The 24315-nt window shown below is 58.7% G+C and carries 21 protein-coding genes; 5 read left to right on the forward strand and 16 right to left on the reverse strand.

The features are described from left to right. The first annotated feature begins 200 nt into the window (after window positions 1–200). On the forward strand, window positions 201–1829 hold the full coding sequence (locus tag D3871_RS23460; protein WP_119771553.1) for an AMP-binding protein: 1629 nt from the start codon (window positions 201–203) through the stop codon (window positions 1827–1829). Window positions 1830–2007: 178 nt separating this feature from the next. Here the strand turns inward: D3871_RS23460 and D3871_RS23465 are convergent, their stop codons facing one another. The 7 genes from D3871_RS23465 to D3871_RS23495 all read right to left on the reverse strand — a co-directional run bounded on the left by D3871_RS23465 (window position 2008) and on the right by D3871_RS23495 (window position 10479). Continuing rightward, window positions 2008–3186 carry a lipid-transfer protein gene (locus D3871_RS23465; protein WP_119771554.1) on the reverse strand — a complete coding sequence of 393 codons (1179 nt, stop codon included), beginning with the start codon at window positions 3184–3186 and terminating at the stop codon, window positions 2008–2010. A gap of 50 nt (window positions 3187–3236) precedes the next feature. Then, the gene (locus tag D3871_RS23470) at window positions 3237–4103 is read right to left on the reverse strand and encodes an SDR family NAD(P)-dependent oxidoreductase (protein WP_119771555.1); all 867 of its coding nucleotides are present in this window, start codon (window positions 4101–4103) and stop codon (window positions 3237–3239) included. 248 nt (window positions 4104–4351) lie between these two features. Further along, window positions 4352–6298, reverse strand: coding sequence for an enoyl-CoA hydratase-related protein (locus D3871_RS23475; RefSeq protein WP_119771556.1), 1947 nt, complete (start codon window positions 6296–6298; stop codon window positions 4352–4354). Window positions 6299–6337: 39 nt separating this feature from the next. Further along, window positions 6338–7189, reverse strand: coding sequence for a 3-hydroxybutyryl-CoA dehydrogenase (locus tag D3871_RS23480; RefSeq protein ID WP_119771557.1), 852 nt, complete (start codon window positions 7187–7189; stop codon window positions 6338–6340). A gap of 15 nt (window positions 7190–7204) precedes the next feature. Beyond that, entirely contained in the window at window positions 7205–8872 is a 1668-nt protein-coding gene (locus D3871_RS23485; protein ID WP_199724900.1) for an electron transfer flavoprotein-ubiquinone oxidoreductase, read from the reverse strand. A 142-nt stretch (window positions 8873–9014) separates the two neighbouring features. Next, the gene (locus D3871_RS23490; protein ID WP_119771558.1) at window positions 9015–9758 is read right to left on the reverse strand and encodes an SDR family NAD(P)-dependent oxidoreductase; all 744 of its coding nucleotides are present in this window, start codon (window positions 9756–9758) and stop codon (window positions 9015–9017) included. Between the two features lie 31 nt (window positions 9759–9789). Next, complete coding sequence (locus D3871_RS23495; RefSeq protein ID WP_119771559.1) at window positions 9790–10479, reverse strand: SDR family NAD(P)-dependent oxidoreductase; 690 nt, start codon at window positions 10477–10479, stop codon at window positions 9790–9792. A gap of 161 nt (window positions 10480–10640) precedes the next feature. Between D3871_RS23495 and D3871_RS23500 the strand changes: the two genes are divergently transcribed. After that, window positions 10641–11828: an amidohydrolase family protein gene (locus tag D3871_RS23500; protein ID WP_119771560.1), complete on the forward strand. Its 1188-nt coding sequence runs from the start codon at window positions 10641–10643 to the stop codon at window positions 11826–11828. 215 nt (window positions 11829–12043) lie between these two features. On the opposite strand, the gene panC is transcribed toward D3871_RS23500, so the two are convergent. The 9 genes from panC to D3871_RS23545 all read right to left on the reverse strand — a co-directional run bounded on the left by panC (window position 12044) and on the right by D3871_RS23545 (window position 21327). Continuing rightward, window positions 12044–12883, reverse strand: coding sequence for a pantoate--beta-alanine ligase (gene panC / locus D3871_RS23505; RefSeq protein ID WP_119771561.1), 840 nt, complete (start codon window positions 12881–12883; stop codon window positions 12044–12046). A gap of 65 nt (window positions 12884–12948) precedes the next feature. Then, window positions 12949–14133 (reverse strand): thiolase family protein, encoded by a 1185-nt coding sequence (locus D3871_RS23510; protein WP_119771562.1) that lies wholly within the window; start codon window positions 14131–14133, stop codon window positions 12949–12951. Between the two features lie 24 nt (window positions 14134–14157). Beyond that, window positions 14158–15444 (reverse strand): amidohydrolase family protein, encoded by a 1287-nt coding sequence (locus D3871_RS23515; RefSeq protein ID WP_119771563.1) that lies wholly within the window; start codon window positions 15442–15444, stop codon window positions 14158–14160. Between the two features lie 112 nt (window positions 15445–15556). After that, on the reverse strand, window positions 15557–16393 hold the full coding sequence (locus D3871_RS23520; protein ID WP_158598031.1) for a hotdog fold domain-containing protein: 837 nt from the start codon (window positions 16391–16393) through the stop codon (window positions 15557–15559). Window positions 16394–16417: 24 nt separating this feature from the next. Further along, window positions 16418–17224 (reverse strand): enoyl-CoA hydratase, encoded by an 807-nt coding sequence (locus D3871_RS23525; protein ID WP_119771565.1) that lies wholly within the window; start codon window positions 17222–17224, stop codon window positions 16418–16420. 29 nt (window positions 17225–17253) lie between these two features. Beyond that, window positions 17254–18123, reverse strand: a complete 870-nt coding sequence (locus D3871_RS23530; RefSeq protein WP_119771566.1) for a MaoC/PaaZ C-terminal domain-containing protein — start codon at window positions 18121–18123, stop codon at window positions 17254–17256. 170 nt (window positions 18124–18293) lie between these two features. Further along, on the reverse strand, window positions 18294–18512 hold the full coding sequence (locus D3871_RS23535; RefSeq protein WP_119771567.1) for a hypothetical protein: 219 nt from the start codon (window positions 18510–18512) through the stop codon (window positions 18294–18296). Between the two features lie 3 nt (window positions 18513–18515). Beyond that, complete coding sequence (gene folE, locus D3871_RS23540) at window positions 18516–19082, reverse strand: GTP cyclohydrolase I FolE (protein ID WP_119771568.1); 567 nt, start codon at window positions 19080–19082, stop codon at window positions 18516–18518. A gap of 31 nt (window positions 19083–19113) precedes the next feature. Further along, complete coding sequence (locus D3871_RS23545; RefSeq protein WP_119771569.1) at window positions 19114–21327, reverse strand: acyl-CoA dehydrogenase family protein; 2214 nt, start codon at window positions 21325–21327, stop codon at window positions 19114–19116. A 242-nt stretch (window positions 21328–21569) separates the two neighbouring features. On the opposite strand from D3871_RS23545, the gene D3871_RS23550 reads away from it, so the two are divergent. The 3 genes from D3871_RS23550 to D3871_RS23560 all read left to right on the forward strand — a co-directional run bounded on the left by D3871_RS23550 (window position 21570) and on the right by D3871_RS23560 (window position 24302). After that, complete coding sequence (locus tag D3871_RS23550; RefSeq protein WP_119771570.1) at window positions 21570–22472, forward strand: SDR family NAD(P)-dependent oxidoreductase; 903 nt, start codon at window positions 21570–21572, stop codon at window positions 22470–22472. Window positions 22473–22560: 88 nt separating this feature from the next. Further along, on the forward strand, window positions 22561–23529 hold the full coding sequence (locus D3871_RS23555) for an alpha/beta fold hydrolase (protein ID WP_119771571.1): 969 nt from the start codon (window positions 22561–22563) through the stop codon (window positions 23527–23529). Next, the gene (locus tag D3871_RS23560; protein ID WP_119771572.1) at window positions 23526–24302 is read left to right on the forward strand and encodes an enoyl-CoA hydratase/isomerase family protein; all 777 of its coding nucleotides are present in this window, start codon (window positions 23526–23528) and stop codon (window positions 24300–24302) included. Before D3871_RS23555 ends, D3871_RS23560 begins: the two co-directional genes overlap by 4 nt. Window positions 24303–24315: the final 13 nt, after the last annotated feature.

Consider the following 24315-nt stretch of genomic DNA (forward strand, 5'->3'; position numbering starts at 1 on the left):
CTCTCGTCTTAGGGTGCCACGATGTAGACTGGCCAGGACATTCCCATTGACGAAAATTATTATAACTGGCATATCGTCAGTTAGAGCATTACACTGAACGGAGATTACCCTATGCCGATATCGCTTCAACTTGAAACGAGCAGGTGCAGTCGGTGTAAGCAACTGAAAAAATAGTCCGCACAGACGCTTAAAGGACATTAATGAAGACAGAAAATAGCAAGCCTTGGAGCATGGGACACCAGGACACGGTTAATGCGGTACTTCGCCGCGCTGCGGAAAAGCATGGCGAACGAACTTTCCTTGACTTTCTCGGCGATGAATACTCGTTTACGGAAGTCAACCGGCGCGCCTGCCGACTGGCGCATGGCTTGAGTGCGCTCGGTGTCGCCAAGGGGGACACGGTGGTGACCGTGCTCGACAATTCCGCCGATGCGGTATTTATCTGGCTGGCAATCAATAAGCTGGGAGCCGTCAGTGTACCGGTCAACACAGCGCTCAAGGGCGAATTCCTGCGCCATCAAGTCGGCGATGCCGGCGCCACCGTCATCATCGCGGAACACGATTATGCAGAACGTGTCGCCGCCATTGCCGAGCGTCTTCCCGAGTTCCGGACGCTGGTTTATCGCGGACCGCAGCCTGCGATCAATGGCCTGCGGCAAGATCTGCTTCCATGGGCAACTCTGCTCTCCGACAACACCAGCGAGCCCGATGTCGAGATCAAACCATCCGACCTGGCGATGCTGATCTACACCGGCGGCACTACCGGCCCCTCCAAGGGTTGCATGATCAGTCACAATTATGTGTGCACCATGGCACATCAGATGGTGCGCCTGACCGGACGCACCGAAGAGGCCATCACCTGGACCCCGCTGCCGCTGTTTCACTTCAATGCGATCGGGTCGACCGTGCTTTGCAACCTGATCGTTGGTGCGCGCGTCGCGCTATACACCCGCTTTTCGGTCAGCAACTTCTGGCCGGAGATCGAACGCACCGAGGCCACCGATGTCGCCCTGCTCGCAGCGATGTTCCCCATGCTGGCCAAGGCGCCGGACAACGATGCGATGAAGTGTTGCCATGGCCAGTTGTTCGCCGCCTGGGGTGCGCCATTTCCACCCGATATCCAGGCGATCTGGAAAGAACGCTTCGGCTTGAAGTACACCGTCGCCGGCGGTTTCGGCTTGTCGGAATGCTCGTTGCTCACGCTGCTGCCCTTCGGCACCGAGGCCAAGCCGGGCAGCTCCGGCCTGCGCAATGAATGGTTCGATGTGCGTATCGTCGACGAGAACGATCTTGAACTGCCGCCAAACACGCCCGGAGAGATCATCGTCCGCCCACGCATGCCGCATATCATGTTCGAGGGCTACTGGCGAAGGCCCGACGACACGCTCAAGGTGATGAAGAACCTGTGGTTCCACACCGGCGACATCGGCAAGTTTGACGAGGACGACTATTTCTACTTTGTCGACCGCAAGAAGGATTACCTGCGCCGTCGCGGTGAAAACATTTCCAGCTTCGAAGTCGAAAACGCATTTCGCGCACATGAGGCAATTGAAGATGTCGCTGCCCATGCGGTGCTCGACCCGATGGGAGAAGATGAACTGAAAGTGACCATCGTACTCAAGGCTGGCGCGCAGCTGAGCGAGGAATCCCTGTGCAACTGGTCGATCGACCAGTTGCCCTATTATGCGGTGCCGCGCTATATCGAGCTCCGTAGCGATTTTCCACGCAGTCCGGTGGGACGCATTCTCAAGTACGAATTGCGCGATCAAGGCGTCACCCCGATGACCTGGGACCGGGAAAAATCGGGCATCGTGCTGAAGAAGCGTTAATGCTGCGATAGCGGCGTGACCGGCAAGGGAGCATGGCTGCATGCGCCCTTTTTTGTGCCAGTCGGGACTATCGCAACGTTCCAATGTCTGCAAAAACAATGCGGCCGGGCGCTTGTGGCACCCGGCCGCATTACTCCTGGCCGATCCGGTCGAGAGTATTTTGAGTCGTAGTATGTGATTAACGCTTGAGCACGGTTACCACGCAAGCCCCGCCCAGGCCAAGGTTATGCTGCACGCCGAGTTTCGCATTTTCGACCTGACGTTCGCCGGCGAGGCCGCGCAGATGCCATGCAATCTCGGTGATCTGCGCAAGACCGGTGGCACCGAGAGGATGTCCCTTGGACAACAGACCACCCGATGGATTGGTGACGATCTTGCCGCCGTAAGTGTTGTCGCCGTCGTGCACGAATTTCTCTGCGCCGCCTTCCGGGCACAGGCCCAGCCCTTCATAGCACAGCACTTCGTTCGGCGAGAAGCAGTCATGCAGCTCCACCACATCGATGTCGGCCGGGTCGATACCGGCCTGCGCGTACGCCTGGGTGGATGCATAACGTGTCATACCGCCGCCCACCACATTGATCATGCTGGTCTCGAAGCTCGACGCACTGTCTGTGGTGAGTGCCATGCCGGCGATCTCGACGGTGTTGTGCAATCCGTTCTCGCGCGCGAATTTCTCTGATACCACGACGACCGCTGCGGCGCCACATGTCGGCGGGCAGCACATCAGGCGTGTGAGCGGACCGAAAATCTTTGGCGAGTCCATCACTTGTTCCAGCGTGAGCGGCTCGGTGAACAAGGCATAGGGATTGCGCAGGGCATGGCTGCGCGCCTTGACCGACACGCGGCCAAACAGCTCGGCGGTGACGTTGTACTTTTCCAGGTATTCCGCGCCGGCGCCCCCGAAGTATTGCGGGCCTTGCGGTGCATTGTCGTCCCAGCCGCGGATATTGCGGGTCGCCTGGTCGATACGTACCGTGATCGGCGTGCGTCCGGAATTGTCCGCGACCAGCGCGCCCGGGTTCATTTGCTCGAAGCCGAGCGCGAGGGCGACATCGACAGTGCCGCTCATCACCGCCTGGCGGGCGAGGAAGAGCGCGGTCGAACCGGTCGCGCAGGCGTTATTGACGTTGATTATCGGGATTTGGCTCGTGCCGAGGTGATACAGCGCATTTTGGCCTGAGCATGTATCGCCACCGACGAAACCGACATATGCTTGTTGCACCTTGTCGTAGCCGATGCCCGCGTCTTCGAGCGCAGTACGCGCGGCCTGCGCGCCCATCACGTCATATTGTTCGCTCTTGCCCGGCTTGGTGAACTTGACCATGCCTACACCGGCAATCAGTGCTTTGTCACTCATATTGATCTCTTTCAAAAAGGCCCGAAGGCATTCAGTGGATGAGGTGCGGCTTACTTGGCGAAGTCCATCACCGTCAGTGCGGGCTCCGGACGGTACAGTGAATCTTCGCCCGCAGCGATCGCGCGGGCGTCGAGCTTGGTTCCGTAGGCAATGCCCTTCAGTCCCTCGGACGGCAGCAGCTTGACTTCGCGAACACTCTGGCCGGAAGCGAAGAGACAATGGCCAGTGCGTTTGCCGGACAGATCGCTGACCATGTACAGCACTACCTCGGCCACATGCTCGGGGGCGAGCTGGTCTCGCAGTTCGGCCGACATCACCGGCGCGGTCAGTGCGGATGCGGCAGCGGGTGCCAGCGTCCAGACGCGGATGCCGAACTTTGCGCCTTCCAGCGCCAGCACATGCGAGAAGCCCCATGCGCCCGCTTTGGATGCGGCATAGTTGCTCTGTCCGAAATTGCCGACGATGCCGGAAATCGATGTGGTATTGACAATCACACCGCCGCGGTTGTTCTCCTTCATCCAGGCGAACACCGGTTTTGTGACCGTGTACATGCTTTTCAGATTGACCTTTACCACAACGTCCCAATCCTGCTCCTCCTGCTTGAGCAAGGTTTTGTCCCGCAGGATGCCGGCATTATTGACGAGGATGTCGACCGCGCCGAAGTTATCGAGCGCAACCTGGAGAAGGCTGGTGCCGCCTTCAATGGTGGAAATATCTTGGGTATGCGCCGCTGCGCGCCCGCCTGTCTCGCGGATCGAAGCCGCCACCGCTTCGGCGGTGAAACTGCCGTCTTCGGCCTTGCCGATGTCATTAATGACGACCGATGCACCCTCCTTTGCCATCAGGCGCGCATAAGCTTCGCCCAGCCCCCTACCGCCGCCAGTGATAATTGCAACTTTCCCCTCGAGCAATGCCATTTAATTCTCCTTTACTCTTTATGAAAATGTGCGCGTTCGACGGCGCGTCCTTCTAAACCTGTGAAACCACATTGTCGGAACCGGCGATACGTGCAGTACGCAGGCTCAAAGCAAAAACCAATACATATTCAGTTTTAGCATTGGATCATGATAGCAAAAAAGCTGATGGATCGACAGTTTTTTAAGGAGCATGCATAAGTAGTCATGCCCGAACAGAATTGGACGCGGATCGCTGCAATGGCTACTACTTACATGAACGCCGCATCGGACCGCATCCTGTCCAAAAACAATTCAGGCAGAGTGAAGCGCGGCCCATAGTGGCGGGCCAATTCCATGGCGCGCGAATTGAAAGCCTGCATGTTATAGGTATTGACGACCTGGATATATCCGCCGGTCCATGCCGGCGCCCCGACAGCCAGAAGCGAAGCGATATTGGCATCGGCGACGGAGGCGACAACCCCTTGCTGCAGGCTGAAAATCGCTTCGATCACCGGCCGGAACAGCAGCCTGTCCTTGGTATCCTGGGGAAGTATCGATCCGGCGGAACAAGCAACATCTTCCTTACCATAGCTGCGGTCGTATGTCCCCAGTGGACCCGCCAGCATTCCGAGCTGCCATGCCAGCGCCTGTACGGTGTTGGCCGGCATCCCTTCCGCGACGAGTCTCCTGCCTTCATCGCGATACGCATCGAATACTCTCTGCGAGAATCCGCGCGGACTGCCATTGACAACGATTGCCAGTTTGCCAATGCGGCGCAGGAGGTCCTTTGTCAAAGCAAGCGCTTCGCCAGACAGGTCGGAGACGAGCTCGCCGAGCGAAAATTCTCCTGTGGCGGAAAAGCAATGCAGTCTCGCGAAATCATGCTTTGCCGCTGCACCTTGCTCGGCAAGTCCAGGAGATCGATTACCTGCCATTACAACAAAGTGAGTACCGGGGAAGATTTGCTTTTGCAGCGAGTCGAACCATTGGAGGCCCGCCTCATCTTCCGAAGGCAGTGCAACCAGAACCAGTTCGCATCGCCTTGTATCCATGGTGCGGTCAGACACCAGAGCTTGCGCCGCTTCGATAGCTGCCAAACTTTGGCCCGCCTTTGCGCAACGTTTCAAAATGACGTCCGCGACGCTTGCCCTCATGCGGCTCGCACTGCCAGAGGCTGCTACATCGTCACCATGCAAAAGAACCTGGATACCTGCAAGCGCCGCTGCGGTGGCGATCTCGATTGCGGCCTCGCCGTTGCCGATAATGCCGAGGGTCCCGATCCCATTGGCGGCATGCTTGTCCTGCGCAGTATTCCGCCTGACCTGGTTCATTTGATCGAACATCGAGGTCATGATGTTCTTCGCTTGCGGTGAAAGAGTAAGATCGGCAGCGATGCGGCTCTCAAGATCGAGTGCGGTGTCCAGATCGACCAGCGTCGAACACGCAGCCAATGCCAGCAACTGCTCCGGCGCAGGCAGCAAACCGCGTGTGCGGCCGAGAACTTCTTCCATTTTTTTGGCAAGCAGGACAGCGTTATGAGCTTCATTTGCAGCACCGCCAGGAATCCGGTAATTCTCCCGTTGCCATGGCTGCCGACATGCCTGCGGGTGATTGCGGATCCATTCCTTCGCGGCTGGCAACAACTCTTCCACAGTGCCGACACAGGTATCGACCAGACCGGCCTGCAGTGCTTCCGCTGGTTTGCACTGCGTACCGGCCAGCAGCAACGGCAAGGCCCTTTCCAGCCCCAGCAGCCGAATCAGCCGGACGGTGCCTCCGCCGCCAGGCAGCAATCCGAGACGTATTTCGGGCAAGCCGACGATTGCCTTTGGATTGTCGACCACGATGCGATAGTTGCAGACCAGGCATATCTCGAATCCGCCGCCAAGCGCCGCACCATTGATCGCGGCCACGACAGGTACCAATAGGTTTTCGAGACGCCGCAATTGCGCCTTAGTTTCGACCAGGCGCTTGAAGAATGCCTCCTTTTGCGACAGTTTGGCGGCGATCATGTCGCGGATATCGCCGCCCGCAAAGAACGTGCGCTTGGCCGATGCCAGTACCACGCCGCTCAGGCCATTTTCGTTTTCCAGACGGCCAAGCGTTTCTTCCATCGCGGCAAGGTATTCATCGTTCATGGCATTGACCGGGCCCGTCATGTCCATCGTGACGGTCACAATGCCGTCGCCGTCCTTCTCGTACTTGAAGCCGATCATGCGAACATCCTCCGCTGCCGCCACTGTATTGATGAAGACTCAGACGTATTGGTAAAAACCGGATCCTGTCTTGCGGCCAAGAGTGCCAGCGTCCACCATTTCTCTTAGCAGCGGCGCCGGCCGGTACTTCGGATCGTTGAAATCCCGATAGAACACTTCCATCACCGTCAGGCAGGTGTCGAGGCCGATGAGATCGGCCAGCGCCAGCGGACCAATAGGATGATTGGCCCCCAGCTTCATTCCTGCGTCGATTTCTTCGGCTGTCGCAAGCCCGTCCTGCAGCACGAATACCGCCTCATTAATCATCGGGACGAGGATGCGATTGACCACGAAGCCGGGCGAATTCCTGACCGAGATCGGGGTCTTGCCAATTTTTTCCGCAAGCATGCGCGTCGTGTCGGATGTGCTATCGCTGGTACGTATGCCACGAATGACTTCGACCAGCGACATCACCGGCACCGGGTTGAAGAAATGCATGCCGACGAAACGCTCCGGCGACGTCAGCGATGCGCCCAGTTTAGTGATTGACACGGAAGATGTGTTGGAGGCGATGATGGCGCTCGATTTGACGACCGCTTCTGTTTCCTTCAGGATGCGCTGCTTGAGTTCGAGCTGTTCGGTCGCCGCTTCGATGATGAAATCGGAGCTCGCCAGTGCGCCGATTTCGGTACTAGTCCGTATACGTCCGATGATCCCTGCTTTTTGTTCCGCATTGATTTTTCCGCTTTTGACTGCACGGTCGAGACCGGAAGAGATGACGGACAGGGCGCGCTGCAGCGCTTCGTCGCTGACGTCGCGCAGGGTAACGTCCAGGCCGGCGGACGCACAGATTTGGGCGATACCGCTGCCCATCTGTCCGGCACCGATAATGCCTATATGCTGGATGTGCATTGCTGATCCCTCCCTTTACATATTTGGATAGTTCGGGCCACCGCCACCTTCTGGCGTCACCCACACGATGTTCTGCGTCGGATCCTTGATGTCGCAAGTCTTGCAATGCACGCAGTTCTGGGCATTGATCTGCAAGCGATCCTCGCCCGCATCGTTCTTCACGAACTCGTACACGCCGGCCGGGCAATAGCGCGACTCCGGTCCCGCATATGTCGCCAGGTTGATGTTGACCGGTACGCTCGCATCCTTGAGCGTCAGGTGCGCCGGCTGTTCTTCCGCATGGTTGGTGTTGGAAATGAACACCGACGACAAGCGGTCAAAGGTCAGCTTGCCATCCGGCTTCGGATACACGATCGGTTCGAACTCCGCTGCCGGGCGCAGGCATTCATGGTCCGCATGCTTGTGCCGCAGCGTCCACGGCGCCTTGCCGCGGAACACCGCCTGGTCGATGCCCACCATCAGCGTGCCGGTGTACAGACCCTTGGCCATGAAGGGCTTGAAGTTACGCGCCTTGTGCAATTCCTCATGCAGCCACGAGGTCTTGAAGCTGTCCGCATACGCAACCAGCTCGTCATGCTGGCGATTCGCGCCCAGCGCCGCAAATGCCGCTTCAGCGGCCAGCATGCCGGTCTTCATCGCCGCATGGCTGCCCTTGATGCGCGACGCATTCAGGAAACCGGCATCGCAACCGATCAGCGCACCGCCCGGGAACGTGAACTTCGGCAGGGACTGGATACCACCAGCCACCAGTGCCCGTGCCCCATACGACAGGCGCTTGCCGCCTTCGAAGAACTTGCGGATTTCCGGATGGGTCTTGTAGCGCTGGAATTCTTCATACGGCGACAGGTAAGGATTCTGGTATGCCAGGCCCACCACATAGCCGACCGCGACCTGGTTGTTTTCCAGGTGGTACAGGAACGAGCCGCCATAGGTATCGGCATCCAGCGGCCAGCCGGCGGTATGGATCACCAGGCCAGGCTTGTGCATCTTGGGATCGATTTCCCACAATTCCTTGATGCCGATCGCATAGGTTTGCGGATCGCTGTCCTTGTTCAGGTGGTACGTCGCCATCAGTTGCTTGCCCAGGTGGCCGCGCGCGCCTTCGGCAAAGAAGGTGTATTTCGCATGCAGTTCCATGCCAAGCTGGAAGGCATCGGTGGGCTTGCCGTGACGGTCCACGCCCATGTTGCCGGTCGCCACGCCGCGCACCGACCCGTCGTCGTTGTACAGCACTTCAGCCGCCGGGAAGCCGGGGAAGATTTCCACGCCCAGCGCTTCGGCTTGCTGACCGAGCCAGCGCACCACGTTGGCCAGCGACACGATGTAGTTGCCATGGTTCTGGAAGCAGGCCGGCAGCATCCAGTCCGGGGTCTTGGTGGCTTTCTTTTCGGTCAGGAACAGGAAGCGGTCTTCGGTGACTTCGGTGTGCAAGGGTGCACCGAGTTCTTTCCAGTTGGGGAACAACTCGTTCATCGCGATCGGGTCCATCACGGCGCCGGAGAGGATATGGGCGCCGACTTCACTGCCTTTTTCCAGCACGCAGACCGACACCTCGCTGCCTTGTTCGGCGGCCAGCTGCTTGAGGCGAATCGCGGCCGACAGGCCGGCCGGGCCGCCGCCCACGATGACCACATCGTATTCCATCGCTTCGCGCGGGCCGTATTGTTCTATCAGGTTTTGCATGGTGTTTTTATGATTGAATTCGTTGGCGCATAACTGCTCAAAGACATTTTGCCTGGATCACGTGGACGTTCTCCACGCGTATGCGCCTGCCAAGCCGTGTCTGGTTTTTCCGGAAAAAATGGGACGACCGGGATTTATCCTTTTACATTCCCGCTGCCAGATATCCCCCATCCACAGGCAGCACGATTCCCGTAATAAACGAAGCCATCGGCGAGCAGAGGAAGGTAATACCCGCGGCCACTTCTTCCGTGCGACCCCAACGCTTCATCGGCGAGCGCGCCATTACGCGGCCGTTACGCTCAGGGTCGTTCTGAAGAATTTGAGTCATCGGCGTATCGATCCAGCCCGGAGCGAGTGCGTTGACACGAATTCCTTCCTCCGCCCATGACACGGCGAGACTCTTGGTCAGCTGCACTACTCCGCCCTTGCTGGACGAATAGGCAGGCGCGGTGGCGCTCCCGAAGAAACTCATCAGCGAAGCTATATTGACGATAGCCCCGCCCTGCCGCGCCAGTAGCGGACGCGCCGCAGTGCAGACACGCAGCGTTCCGGTGAGATTGATGTCCAGTGTACGTGCAAAGGATTCGGCCTCGAACTCGACCGGACCCTGCCCTCCTACGCCTGCAGCATTGACCAGAATGTCGAGGCGCTCGAACCGTGAAAACGCTTCCCGCACGCCCGCGTCGTCGGTCACATTGAGGACATGTGCGTCAATACCGGCAAATACCGGATCGGCCAGCGCCGCTTGCACTTCTTTTTCCGATACACCGGTGGCGATCACCTTGGCTCCTGCTGCCTTGAGCGCAAGCGCGGTGCCGCGACCTATGCCGCTGGTTCCTCCGGTCACAAAAGCAACCTGTCCGTCCAGCATGTTTGTAAGGTTCATTGACGTTTCCATTTAAAAAAGATTGCGCAACTCAGCTCAGACCGACAACCGGTACCACCGCGCCATGCACGGCCCGTGCTCTATCGGACGCTAGAAAACCGATTACGGAAGCAAGGTCGACGAGCGACACCCATTTCCCAGGATCGGCATCCGGCATGGCAGACCGATTGGCCGGTGTATCGATGATGCTGGGCGCAACTGCATTGACATTGATGCCGGCATCGCGCAGTTCCTGCGCCATCGACTCGGTAAGACGCGCAACTGCGCCCTTGGATGCGCAGTAGGCGCCCATGGCGCCCTTTCCGCTCGATGCCGACGCTGCCGCGACGTTGACAATCTTGCCTTGGCCGGCGGCTTTCATGCCAGGAACGATGGCGCGCGACGCATTGATTAGCGTTGCCACGTTCAAGTCAAGCATCCGGCGCCACATGGCGTCGTCGGTTTCATGCACCGCGGGCCCCATGTCGAAGCCGCCGGCGATATTGCAGAGTACATTTGCCGCGCGTCCCGCCAGCGCCGATTCCAGCGACTCGACGGTCTTTCCGGCATTCGTGAGGTCGACCGCAACCGGTTGCACGCGTCCGTTGTCGGGATACGCGGCGCGCAATGCATCAATATTTACGTCGACTGCAATGATGGACGAACCTAGTGAAAGAAATTCTTCGACCACGGCTTTACCCAGGGCGCCTGCAGCGCCGGTAACAACAACGACAGAGGACATCGGTTCTTCCTTTCTATTAAACGCTCTCGGTAAACTAACATAACGTCAGTTTTAGCTCAACAAAAACGAATATCCATCATTTTATTGACGCACCCATAGAACTGACATATAGTTAGTTTTCAGAGCGAGGTCGCTCAACCTTTTTCGACGCGAGGAGCACAATGACCGCTGTGACTTACCCCATCTATGACGCGGACCGTCATTTCTACGAACCGCCGGAGGCGTTTCTTCGCCACCTGCCGAAGAAATTCAAGAAAGAATTTCAATATGTGCAGGTCAACGGCCGTACCAAGCTTGCGGTCGGCGGCATGCTTTCAGACTACATTCCCAATCCAACTTTCGAAGTTGTTGCGGCACCCGGTGCGCATGAAAAGTGGTATCGCGGACAGAATCCGGAAGGCTTGTCACTGCGCGAGATCACCGGTGAACCGATTGCATCACAAGCTGCGTTCAACAATGGTGACGCGCACTTGAAAGTCATGGATGAGCAGAAGATCCATGCCGGACTGTTCCTGCCGACGCTGGCTTCCGTAATCGAAGAGCGACTTGCGCAGCGTCCGGAAGTGATCCATGCCCTCTTGCACTCCGTAAATCAATGGACTGCAGAAGAATGCGGCTTCGCACGGGATAACCGGCTGTTCCCGGTGCCGATGATCAATCTCGCCGATGTCGATGAAGCCTGCAAGGAACTCGACTTCCTGCTCGCGAGCGGCGCACGGGTCATTGGTATCCGTCCTGCTCCCGTGTCGGGGCTCAAGGGCGGTCGCTCGATGGGATTCGAAGAATTCGACCCGTTCTGGGCACGCATCAATGAAGCGAAAGTTTTCGTGGTCCTGCACGTATCCGACTCAGGCTATGACAAGGTTTACCAATGGTGGACCGCTGGCGGCAAGGGCGAATTCCGCCCATTCGAGAAAGATCCGTTCGGCGAAATCCTTGACTGGATGGGCCGCCCGATCGCCGATACGCTTGCCGCTTTAATATGCCACGGCGTATTCGATCGCTTCCCCAACGTGCGCGTCGCGTCGCTGGAAAACGGCTCATCCTGGCTGGAGCCTCTGCTCCAGCGCATGGAAGCGACGTATCACAAGATGCCGAAGACCTTCCGCCGCAACCCGGTCGAAACTTTCCGCCAGCATGTGTACGTGGCACCGTTCTATGAAGATCCGATCGACAAGGTGATCGAATTGATCGGTGTCGAGCGCGTACTGTTCGGCAGCGATTGGCCGCATCCGGAAGGACTTGCCCATCCGCTCGACTTCTTCAAGGATATTTCCAATCTCAATGCGACGCAGACGCAACGCATCATGAGCACGAATCTGAAGGAATTGCTGGAAGGCGTACGTTAATCGTTCGTTTCACTGGTCTGCCGGCCGCTACGGTTGGCAGACGCAAAGTTTGTGTTGTTTGTCTCTACCTTCTCTAAGGAGATGGGTTGCCTCATGTCGGCGTTCAGCGCCAGCATGAGGCTTTTTTATTGATGGAGTGGATTCTTTTAGCCGGGTCGTTACCGCACGCTCAAATCAATTCGAGTACATGCTTGTAGTGAAATGAAACTGGCGATTCACACTTCCAGGTTATCAATCAGCCTGGTCGATCCCAGCCTTGCCGCGGCGACGATCACTAGCGGTGTACCTTGGGCCATGTCACCGGCCGAAGGCGGCTCCAGGTCGATGCGCTTGCGGACCGAAATGTAGTCAGGTTTCCATTTTCTCTCGGAGAGTTCGGCCATGGCTTTGCGTTCAAGCTCGAATACATTCAGATGGCCGGACCGGATCGCGGCGGCCACTTCATTGAGGATTCGATAGAGTTGCGGCGCTTCTTCGCGCTCGGCCGCCGACAAATAAACGTTGCGGGACGACAGCGCCAGGCCGTCGGCAGCGCGCAAAGTTTCCGCTGCAATGATCTCGGTTGGCATGGCAAACTGGCGCGCCATGTTCCGCACGATCATCAGCTGTTGATAGTCTTTTTTTCCGAAAACGGCCACACGTGGCTGCACACAGGAAAACAGCTTCACCACAATGGTCGATACGCCGCCGAAGAAGCCTGGCCGGAATTCACCTTCGAGTATGTTGCCGAGGCCGTCAGGCGGCTGTATCCGGTATTCCTGCGGCTCCGGATACATATCCTTTTCGGTCGGCGCGAACAGGATGTAAACGCCCTCCTTCGCCAGTTTTTCGACATCGGCCTGAAAGGTGCGCGGATACTTGTCGAAATCCTCGTTCGGCCCGAACTGCAGCCGATTGACGAAGATCGAGGCCACCACCGGATCGCCATGTCGGCGCGCCAGCCGCATTAGGGAGAGATGACCCTCATGCAGGTTGCCCATGGTGGGAACAAAGGCGGTACGGAGCTGGCCGTGCAAGTGATCGCGCAGCTCATCGATGGTGGAAATGATCTTCACGCGGTTCCCGTGTAACTATATGAATCGTGGATATCAGCCTTTTGACTGAAGGCCGGCGTGCCTGGTCAGTCACGTACCAGCAGCATTGCGCCGGCAATCGGGCCACCGCCATTGGAGGCAACCGCGACTTTCGGATTCCCCGCCACCTGCCTTGCTCCGCCTTCGCCACGCAACTGCGTCACTGCCTCGACAATATGGATCATGCCGTGCAGACGTCCGCCCGAAAGCTGACCGCCGCCGGTTGCAAGCGGCAGCTCGCCGTCGAGCGCGATCCGCTTGCCGCCTTCGACAAACGCCGCGGCCTCGCCGCGTCCGCAAAATCCCAGTCCTTCCAGCCATAGCAGAGACAAGATACTGAAGCCGTCATAGAGCTGTGCGACATCGACATCGGAAGGCTTGAGGTCGGTGCGGCTCCACAGTCGCCGGCCGCATTCGTCGGCGGCGAAACGCGTCAGGTCTTCCAGCTGGTCCCAGGTATCCTTTGTTTCCAGGCCGCCGGAAATCGCCTCCACCCTGATCGGCGTGGACTTCAGGTCGCGCGCGGTATCCTTGTGCGAGACGATCACTGCGATCGAACCGTCGATCGGCACGTCGCAGTCATACAGGCATAGCGGCGTCGAAATCATGCGCGCATTCATGTAATCGTCGAGCGTGAGCGGATCGCGGTATACCGCCTTGGGATTGAGGCCGGCATTGCGGCGCGCATTCAGTGCTATCTGCGCAAGTTGTTCACGCTTGACGCCGAACTCATGAAAATAACGGCTGGCGATCAATCCGATCCAGTTGGCACCCGACGGTGCAAGGAACGGTGCCTGAAATTCGCCGAAACCGCTAATGCGCTGGCTTCCGGCACCGACCAGGCTGGGCCGGGTGCCGGGAGGTACGGAGGTTTCGGTCACCGTGCGGAAACAGAGCACATGCCGGGCCTGGCCCGATGCAACCGCCATGCAGGCATGCAGCACACCGCTCATCTGCGTGGCTTCACTGCCGGCGTTGTACCAGTTGAGCTTGAGTCCGAGCGCATCCTTGAGCTGACCGATCGACACCGGTGAAAAGCCGGGTGAATCCGCTTTGTAGCCCGGCCAGCTGGAAATGCCGTCGATTTCCCTGCGGTCGATGCCGGCGTCCTCAATCGCCGCCATCACGGCGTCGAGCGTCAGGTCCAGCCCGCCCCGCCCCAGCCTGCGGCCGGCGGCGGATTGACCGACACCCGAAATGACGGCTTGCCTCTCTGGCACTTGAATAGTCATCTGCGTTCCTTACCGGTGCTGCGCTTACGCGAACAGCTTCATGACTTCGCCATTGGTGACCGGACGGCCATCGCGGTTGGACGGATTGTGCCCGCCCATATTGGCCACCGGACGCGTGTCCACATGCGTAGCCAGCGCCCGCAACACCCCCACCGTGCACTGCTCGCGCGGCAAATGCTTGAACGGATCGAAGCCGAATTCGCGCATCGCGTTCAGGTGCGTGATCTTGTCGATCGTCTCCGTCGGCAAGTGCTTGATCGTCGGCCACAGGTGTTCCGGCGCATCCGGCCACAGCGAATCCGAATGCGGATAGTCGGTTTCCCAGGTGATCTTGTCCACATTCATGAAGTGCGTATTGTGCAAGCCGAACACGTCATCGATGAAGCAAGTGATGAAGTTGCGCTTGAACAGTTCGCTCGGCAACAGGTCGCCAAAGCTGCAATTGGTCCATGCCTTGTGGTGCTTGTAGGTGAAGTCGGCGCGCTCGAGCAGGTACGGAATCCAGCCGATGCCGCCTTCCGACAAGGCCAGCTTGAGATTCGGAAACTTCTTGAATACCGGCGAAAACAGCCAGTCCGTGGTCGCATTGGCAATGTACATCGGCATGTTCACGATCCAGGTATCGATCGGCGCATCCAGCGACGAATACGGCACCTGTGCGCCCGAGCCGATATGGATGCTGACCACGATGTTGTTGTCTTCCAGTATCTTCCACAACGGATCCCAATGATCGCTATGCACGCTGGGCAAGCCCTTGGGTACCGGATTGTCCAAAAAGCTGATGGTGCGGCATCCCTTGGCCGCCACCCGTTTGGCTTCAGCCACGCAGGCATCGATATCCCACAGCGGCAGGATCGCCAGCGGAATGAAACGCCCCGGCGCCGCACCGCACCACTCGTCGATGTGCCAGTCGTTGTAGGCGCTGATGATCTTTTTGGTGAAGTCCTTGTCGGTGGCTTGCAGGAAGAAGGTGCCGCCAAACGATGGGAAGGTCGGGAAATTGATCGATGCCAGCACGCCGTTGACATTCATGTCGTCGATGCGGTCCTGCACCTGGTAGGTGCCCTTGCGAATCTGGCTATACGATGCCGGCTCCATGCCGTACTCTTCCGGCGGGCGGCCCACCACCGCATTCAGGCCGAAGTTGGGTACCCGGCGGCCTTCGTAAATCCACGAATCGGACCCGCTTTTCATGGTGTCCATCTTTGGCGCGCGTTCCAGGTCCGCTGCCGACAGGTGATTCTTGAACAGGTCCGGCGGCTCGATCACGTGATCGTCCACGCTGATCAGAATCATGTCATTCATTTCCATCGCTATCTCCTTGATTGAATTTGCCGCCGCCTGTCGCGATTTCGGCTGGCGCCGGTTCGCGCGGACGCCTCTGTAAAACTGTTATCGTATCAGTTAACTTCTGCTCGCGTGCTCATGCCGAAAATTCGACATAGCAGTTATTTAATACCAGCGCCTTGCGCCCGACTGACCACATCCGGAATACCGCCATACCTGGCTGCACATGCCAGAGTTCGATGCGCATCACTTCATCGGTGTACATCGGCCCTGCATAACGGACCCCAAGCCGCTTGAGGCGTTCCGGCTGGTTATCGCAGGCAAGCTGCAACACGCCGCGGCCGGCGAGCCCGAAGCAGCCGACGCCGCGCATCATCGATTTGCCGTTGCCGGCACTGGCCGCTGCCTTGATCTCCGCACTCAAGCGAAAGATGGCGTCGCGTTCCGAGGGGGTCACTATTTCGACCGTTGCATCCGGCGCCCTGTCTTCTGGCAACCGCACCTTGGCCGGCTCATAGCTCTTGCCACCGAAGCCGCCATTGCCGCGCAATACGGTCGTGACATCGATGCTTGCCAAAGGCACATTGTTTTCGTCATGCAAAAATTGCTTCTGCAGCATGACAGCGCCCTTTTCGGTACCGCGGTCAAAGATTTCTTCCACGCGCTGCGTGATCACCACGCCACCCTGCGCAGGCAGGGGACGATGCATCGTGAGCGCCTCTTCCGCGTGAATGATCTGCCGCCAGTCGATGCCCGTCTCCGGATTCTGTTGCCAGAATTCGCCATCGGTCAGCGGCACCGCAATAACCGGCAATGCCTTCCGGCCGCTCAGGTACGGTGCATCCGACTCGTGCAAGGGACCGGACAGACCGGCACCGAACCCTCTGGCAAAACGCACCGCATCCTCGGCGGTGTAATGACGGGTGACGGCCGGAAAACGCCAGTTGATCAGCTTTTGATAATCGAGCGACACGAAATGCAATCCTTGTCCAATGCGTTAGCCGTTGCTGGCAACCTTCTTCGCCTTCTCCATCGACGCATTCATGCCAGCCGACGCGACGCTGTAATGTTCCTTGGTCGAGGTGCTGAGAATATGCGTATCGAAGTGGGCCATGATCGAATTGCGGAAGCCCATGATGTCGGCGGAGCGGTTCAGCGAACGCTTCATCATGCGGATGCCAACCGGTGGCGCGAGGGCGATATGGTTCGCCAACTTGAGGGTAAATTCTTCCAGCTCGGCGCGCGGTACCACATGATTGACCATGCCCCATTCCTTGGCTTCGGCTGCCGGCAGCTTCTGTCCGGTGTACAGGAATTCCTTCGCCTTGCGCACACCCATCACCCATGGATGAACCAGGGTTTCGACGGATGCGGCGGCAAGACTGTGCACCACCGGATCGCTGAAATAGGCATCATCGGACGCGACCATCAGATCGCACATGTTTGCAACCATGAAGCCGCCGGCGATGCAGGCGCCCTGCACCTGCGCGATGGTGGGCTTCGGGAAATCCCAGATGCGCATCGCGTTGCCAAGGTAATGTTCCGATTCCCACAGCCAGTGCTGTTCGGGCGAGAAATTTCCGCGCGTTTCCATGCCGCCGATCAGGTCGTGGCCTGCCGAAAAATGCTTGCCTACGCCACCGATGATCAGTACGCGGATATCGTCGTCGCGCTTGGCGCGCTCCAGCGCATCGTCAAGTTCGGCGAGCAGATTTTCCGATTCGGAATTGGCCTGCTTGGGGCGGTTGTGATAAACGCGCAGCACCGGGCCCAGCACTTCATAGGTGATTTCACTGTAATCCATTGTCTGTCTCCTGATTTTGCTGATGTTGGTTATGCCGCGAACTCGGCGTAACCGTTGTTAAGGACGATCACGTCACGCTCGACCACGCGTATGCGAAACGCCAGCTTGCCGGGCTCGAGGTCCCACACTTCGGTACGCAGCGTCTCGCCCGGAAATACCGGGCTTGCAAATCGCAGATTCAGTTTGCGCAGGCGGCTTGCATCGCTGCCGCAGCGCAGCTTTATCACCGCGCGGCCGGCGATGCCATAGCTGCACATCCCGTGCAGGATGGGTTTGTCGAACCCGGCCATCGTGGCGATTTTCGGATCGATGTGAAGTGGATTGAAGTCGCCCGACAGACGGTAGATCGTCGCCTGCTCGGGGCGCGTCACCATGTCAATCGATGCGTCTGCCGCACGTCCCTCAGGCATCGCGAATGGAGCCGGCTGACCGGTCGCAATTCCGCCGAAGCCGCCATTGCCGCGCATGAATACCGACCATCCCGAGGTAGCGATCAGTTCACCGCTTTCCGCATCGAGGATCTTGCGCGTCATGTACATGACCGCGCCCTTGTCGGCGCCCTTGTCATAGATTTCGTCCACGCTATCCACGCCGATTACCGAACCTTCAGCCGGAAGCGGTTTGTGAATGGTCAGAAACTGCTCTCCGTGCAGCACCTTGTTGAGATTGATGCCAGCCTTGGGATCGGCCATCCATGCACTGTCGCCCGCCAGCAGGCAGGCAAATGTCGGCAATGCCTGCAGCTTGCGCTCGTACACGAACTTGAGATCTTCCAGCGCCAGCGGATTCTCTGTCGCGGCGCCGACCCCGAGCGCATATAGGATGGTGTCCTTCGCGGTATAGCGCTGGCTTGCCTGAGTTATTGGCCAATTCTTGATGGCTTCGTAATTGAGGGACACTCCCGTTTCCTTCCGTTGACTTTGTTCTGGTCGGCGCGGCGGACGCGATCACTACGATGCAGCAACCCGCGATCCTTGCGCTCCCACGCACCTCACTTTAAAACTGTTGAATCGTCAGTTTTTATAATAACAGAATATCTGCGTGCGTTGTCAACCTGTTTGTACACGGTTCAGACACGTGGCTTTGCACCGCCGAATGCACGCAGCACCTGCTGTTGCGCCTCGTCACATGTCGCATTGATCTTGCGTGCGCCAAAGTCCATGGCCCCGGCGACAGTGCGAAACGGACGTTGACCGAAGGGCATGTTGGCTAGCCCGGCAACCAGGTTGCCGATTTCCGAGGTATCGGGCGCGTGTTTTGTCTGATGCCACGCACGGGTAAACGGCATTTGTCACGCTTCGCGTACCAGCGAAAGGAACTCCGTGCGCAACGCCAGATTGGGCTGCAATTCACCGAGCATTGCCGAGGTGAGCGTTTCTTCACCTGCCGTCTGGATACCGCGGCTCTCCATGCACATGTGCCGGCAGTTGACGACTACGCCTACCGCTTTCGGCTCCAGATGCTCCATCAGCGCTTCCGCGATCTGCGTGGTCAGGCGCTCCTGCACTTGCAGGCGACGTGCGAAGCAATCGACCAAGCGGGTCAGCTTCGACAAGCCGACAATCTTGCCATTCGGCAGATAGCCGATGGTGGCCTTGCCAAAGAACGGCGCGAGGTGATGTTCGCAATGGCTGTACACCGGGATCCCGCGCACCACGATCAGTTCGTTGTACTGCTCGGCGCCGTCTTCAAACACTTTCAGCACTTCGGCCGGATCCTGTGCATACCCGGAGGTCCAATGCTTCCAGGCCTTTTCTACCCGCAGCGGCGTTTCCAACAGTCCCGGGCGATCCGGATTCTCGCCCAGGTGAGTCAAAAAGCGTCGCCAGTCCTTTTTACTAAAATGCTCATCGCACATGTTTACTCTTATCCCGTTTGATGACTTTTAATCAGGTGCGCGATTTCGGCATGCCCAATCCCTGCTCGGCGATGATGCTCCGATGCACTTCGCTCGTGCCACCATAGATCGTCATCCCTATCGATTGCCGATATCCGATCTCGACGTGGCCAAGACCATCCTTGCCCGCAAACAGCGAGGTCGGCGCGGCAAGGTCCATCAAATCCATTGCATCAGCCAGGTAATACTCAGTCGAAAACAATTTCGACATTGGTCCGTATGCAGCCCGCCCCGGAGTCGCGTTTGCCGTCGCCCAGATGCAGCGATAACACAGATCCTTGGCGATCGTCGTATGCACCGCGACCCGCGCGAGCCGGCGCCGTACGTCCGCCTGCTGGAGCAGAGGCTGGCCCCCGCGCATGGTGGTGGCCGCCCAGCGCACCGCATGCCGGTACATACTGGAAAAGCTGATGCGGTACTGGTCGCCGCCGTGTTCCAGTTCCAGTGTGGCCGCCATGACGGCCGTACCGCCATTTACTTCCCCGATGCGATAGCGGTCATGCACGCGCACATGGGACAAATAGACGATGTTGGTGCGCTCGTCCTGGACGGTATGTACGGCCTGCACTTCGATTCCTGGTAGGTTCATCGGCACCAGAAACAGCGTCAGGCCGGCATGCTTGGCCGCGTCCGGATCGGTACGGGCCAGCAGAAACAGATAGTCGGCAAGGTTGGCCGCCGTGGTGAAAATTTTCTGGCCGTCGATAACCCATTCATCGTTATCACGTTCGGCGCGCGTCTGTGCGGCAAACACATCCGATCCGCTCGACGGCTCGGTGAAACCGAGACAGGCCAGTGATTCGCCTGCGGCGAAACGCGGCAACACCTCCGCCTTGACCTCTTCCATGGCAAACCGCATGACGATTTGCGCCACCTGATTGGTGATCGGTCCGGTAATGCGCTGCCAATTGAATTCCTCGAACACTTCGCCCAGCGCCGCCATATCGAATGGCGTCTTGCCCCTGCCGCCATATTCCTTCGGCCAGTGCGGAAACAGCAGTCCCGCATCTGCCAGCTTGCGGTGAAATTCCGGATGGTATCCGGCGACGGAATGATGTGCGTGCGCTTTCAGCTCAGCGGTCAGGTGCTGCATGAAATAGCGTCTGACTTCTTCGCCGAAGGCTTCGGCATCCCTGCCGCAACCGAATCGGACGCTGACGTCCCCCGCATCCGGCAGCGGGACATCCGCCTCTCCGTTCCACAAGCGGTCGGCGACGACATAGAGTTCCTGCTGAGGATCGCCGGCAAGCAGCGCCCATGCCTTGCCGCGCCGATAATAAAGCTGGATATCGTATTCAAGTGAGACGCCATAGCCGCCGAACGCATGCAACGCACGTGCAACTGCGTTTCCGCTTGCCTGTGTCGCCCACCACCATGCCATCGATATGTTTGCCGCGGCTTCGCGATCGGCGTTGGCAATGGCCCATACCGCGTGCCAGACCAGCAGCCGCGCGCCCTCTACTTCGGTGAGCGCGTCGGCCAACGGATGGGCGATACCCTGGAACGATCCGATTGCGCGTCCGAACTGTTTTCTTTCACGCGAATACGCCGCAGCCATCTGAAGCGCCTGGTCGGAAAGGCCAACCAGCATCGCAGCCTTCAAGAGCTTCCATTCTTCCACCGCCGCGAGAAAGGCCGCACGGGCCGCCGGGCCTTTGGCAACGATCTGCTTGTCGACAGCTGCACCATCACCACAGGCGATCAACAGGGAGGACGCGTCGGCGCCCAAATTGGATTGCGGGGAGGATGGGATATTGCGCAAAGCTACTATTTCATCGCCATGCAATGCGATCACGGCGCTGGCTGCGGTAAGCAAGGCTTCGTGTTCCGCGTCCTGCAATTCACGTGGATGCAGAACCACCACCTCGCCTTCCAGCAAGTCGGCAAGGTAGCGCGCGGCTGCCTGACCGTCGAGCTGCGCAAGCAGGCGCGACACCGGCAGCGCTTCGGCCAGCGGCACCGAGGCGAGATGCTTTCCCGCCTGTTCCGCCACCAGCACCGCGTCGAACAGGCTCATTCCGCCGCCGCCCGATGATTCCGGCACACGCATGGCGGTGATGCCCATGTCTAGCAATTGCTGCCAAAGTTCAGGGTCGAAACCCGTCGCTTCCGCTGCCCTTACGCGTGCCGGATTCGACTCCGTCTGCAACAGCTTGGCGACCGATTCGCGCAGCATCTGCTGTTCCTCGGTCAGTTCAAGATTCATATCGTATTCCTGTGTCCACGGCGGTAACGCCGTTCAGTCCTGCCTAAACGATCGCCCAAAAATATTGTTAACTGACATAACGTCAGTTTTATTGTATCGGCCATTTGGAAAGCTGTCGAATGAATTTACATGCGGCATTGCGTCAAACCAAAAGCATAACTAATGCTTTATCAGTTTTGTGATATTCTACGTTTTCCGAATTCGCCGCATCGTTCGCGGCTCCGACAAGTCAGGAGAATTGCATGGCAAGGTTTGCAGAAGATAAAGTCGTCATCATTACCGGATCGGGGAGCGGCATCGGGCGCGAATTCGCGCTTGCCTTTGGCAAGGCCGGCGCCAAGGTCGTGGTCAATGATCTGGCGCGCGACGCTGAAGGCCGTTCCGCCGCAGGCAAAGTAGCGGAAGAGATTGCCGCGGCCGGCGGCACTGCGATTGCCAATACCGACAGCGTGTCGGAGTGGGATTCCGCGCACCGCATCATGCAGACGGCGATCGACGCCTACGGGCGCATCGATTGCGTGGTCAATAACGCGGGTATCCTGCGCGACCGCTTCTTTTTCAACATGAGCCTGGATGAATGGAAAGCGGTGATCGATGTTCACCTGAACGGCTCCTTTTATATTTCACGCGCCGCCGCTCCCTACTTCAAGAGCCAGGCTTCCGGCAGCTATATCCATCTGACATCGACGAGCGGCCTGATCGGCAATACCGGGCAGGCGAACTATGCGGCCGCCAAGCTCGGACTCGTGGGCCTGTCGAAGAGCATTGCACTGGACATGGCCCGTTACAACGTGCGTTCCAACTGCATCGCGCCGTTCGCATGGACGCCGATGACCGCGTCGGTCCCGACCGATACGCCGGAAGCGGCTGAACGCATGGAAAAGCTCAAGCGCATGGAACCGCGCCTGATCGCGCCGCTCGCGGTATTCCTTGGCAGCGATGCCGGCGCAAGCGTCTCAGGCCAAGTGTTCGGCGTGCGTGCCAATGAAATCTACCTTTACTCGCAGTCACGCGTGATCCGCTCCGTTCACCGCAGCGAGGGCTGGACTCCGGAAAGCATCGCGGAGCATGCGATCCCGGCGATGCGCACCTATTTCTATGACAACGTGCCGTCCCCGACCCTGACCACCTGGGATCCAATCTAAGCATCGGCGGCACCGTAATCATGGAAGACACGCCGCTGCGCCTGGTCAAGGGCAAGGATTACAAGAAAGCATAGAAACGGAAGCCGCCATGTCCAACGGTGTATCGAACACGCTTGCTTCGCACGGCCACGAATCTGATGTCGCGTCGCAAGACTCGCATCCGCAATGGTTCCGCCAAGCGCTCGCCAAGCCTGGCTTATCCAATTTCGTACAGATCGACGGCGTTCGTATCCACTATCTGTCCTGGAACATGGAGCAGACCGAAAAACCGGCCTTGCTCTTCATTCACGGCTTTCGCGCGCACGCGCACTGGTGGGATTTCATCGCGCCGTTTTTCACCGAACAGTATCGCGTTCTGGCGATGGATTTCTCCGGCATGGGCGACAGCGAACATCGCGCAAGCTACGATGTCGACACCTTTGCCAATGAAATCATCGGTCTGATCGAGGCCCTTGGCCTTGCGCCAATAACTGCGGTTGGCCACAGCTACGGCGGCTCGCGCCTGCTGCGCGCCTGTGCGGAACGCCCGGACCTGTTTCGGCATGCGGTCGTGGTCGACAGCTATGTGCTGTTCCAGGGAGAGCCCGGTCCTTCGCTGCCGAAGAAGCTGCTCGGCACCCGTACCTACCCTGACTACGCATCAGCCCGCACCCGTTATCGCCTGATGCCGGAGCAGCCTTTTGCACACGACTTTCTCGTTGCGCATATTGCACACCATGCGATGCGCGAGCTTGAAGGCGGCTGGCGCTGGAAGTTCGACCCCGACATGCCGACGACCGGTTATCGCGAACCGGACGGTGAAGCGGTGCTGGCGCGCATCGATACGCCTGTCGACTACATCTGCGGAGAAAGAAGCGCAGTGGTCGACGCCAAACGCGCTCTACGCACGGTGCAGGCACTACGCACGGTACGCGGTCCCATCATGATACCGGACGGACAGCACCACCTGATGCTCGACCAGCCAATTGCATTGATTACCACCCTGCGCGCGCTTCTGGCCGATACGCGCCAGCCCAACCAGAGCCAGTCCACACAGACTCCGAGGAAAGCACAATGAATACCCTGGTAACAACCGAAATGGTCGGCGCGGTCGCCGTCGTCACACTCAACAACATCAAGACACGCAATGCGCTTTCACGCGACATGCTGACGGTACTGGCCGAACGCCTGGACGAATTGGGCAACCATCCCGACTGCCGGGCGATCGTGCTGACCGGCGCCGAGGGACATTTCTGTTCCGGCGGCGACATTTCCGGCATGTCAGCAGAGCGTCCGCTGATGGTCGGACGCGGCCGCATGGAACTCGGGCATCGTGTGGTGCGTGCCGTTTCCGGCGGTGCCAAGCCAGTGATCGCCGCCGTCGAAGGCTATGCGGCGGGTGCCGGTCTGTCGCTGGCAGCGGCAGCCGACTACGTCGTGTCGTCGACCACCGCAAAGTATGTCTCCTCGTTTGCCAAGGTCGGCCTCATTCCGGATCTCGGCCTGCTATGGACACTGCCGCAGCGAATCGGCCTGAGCGAGGCCAAGCGCATGTTTGCAACTGCCCGCGTCGTCGCGGCTCCGGAAGCATTGCAACTGGGGCTCGCGGATAAAGTCGTCGAGCCGGGCGCACTGATGGCGACCGCGCTCGAAATCGCGCAGAGCTATACCAGCGGCGCACCATTGTCGATGGCGCTGGTCAAGGCGGCATATGAGAAAGGCTTGCCGACATTCGAATCGGCATTGCGCTACGAAGTCGACAATCAGGCTGCGCTGTACCTGACTGCGGACCATCGTGAAGCAGTCGCGGCTTTCCTGGAAAAGCGCCCCGCCGTCTTCAAGGGCGTCTGACCATCATTCAACA

Source organism: Noviherbaspirillum saxi (genome assembly GCF_003591035.1).
Lineage (GTDB): Bacteria > Pseudomonadota > Gammaproteobacteria > Burkholderiales > Burkholderiaceae_D > Noviherbaspirillum > Noviherbaspirillum saxi.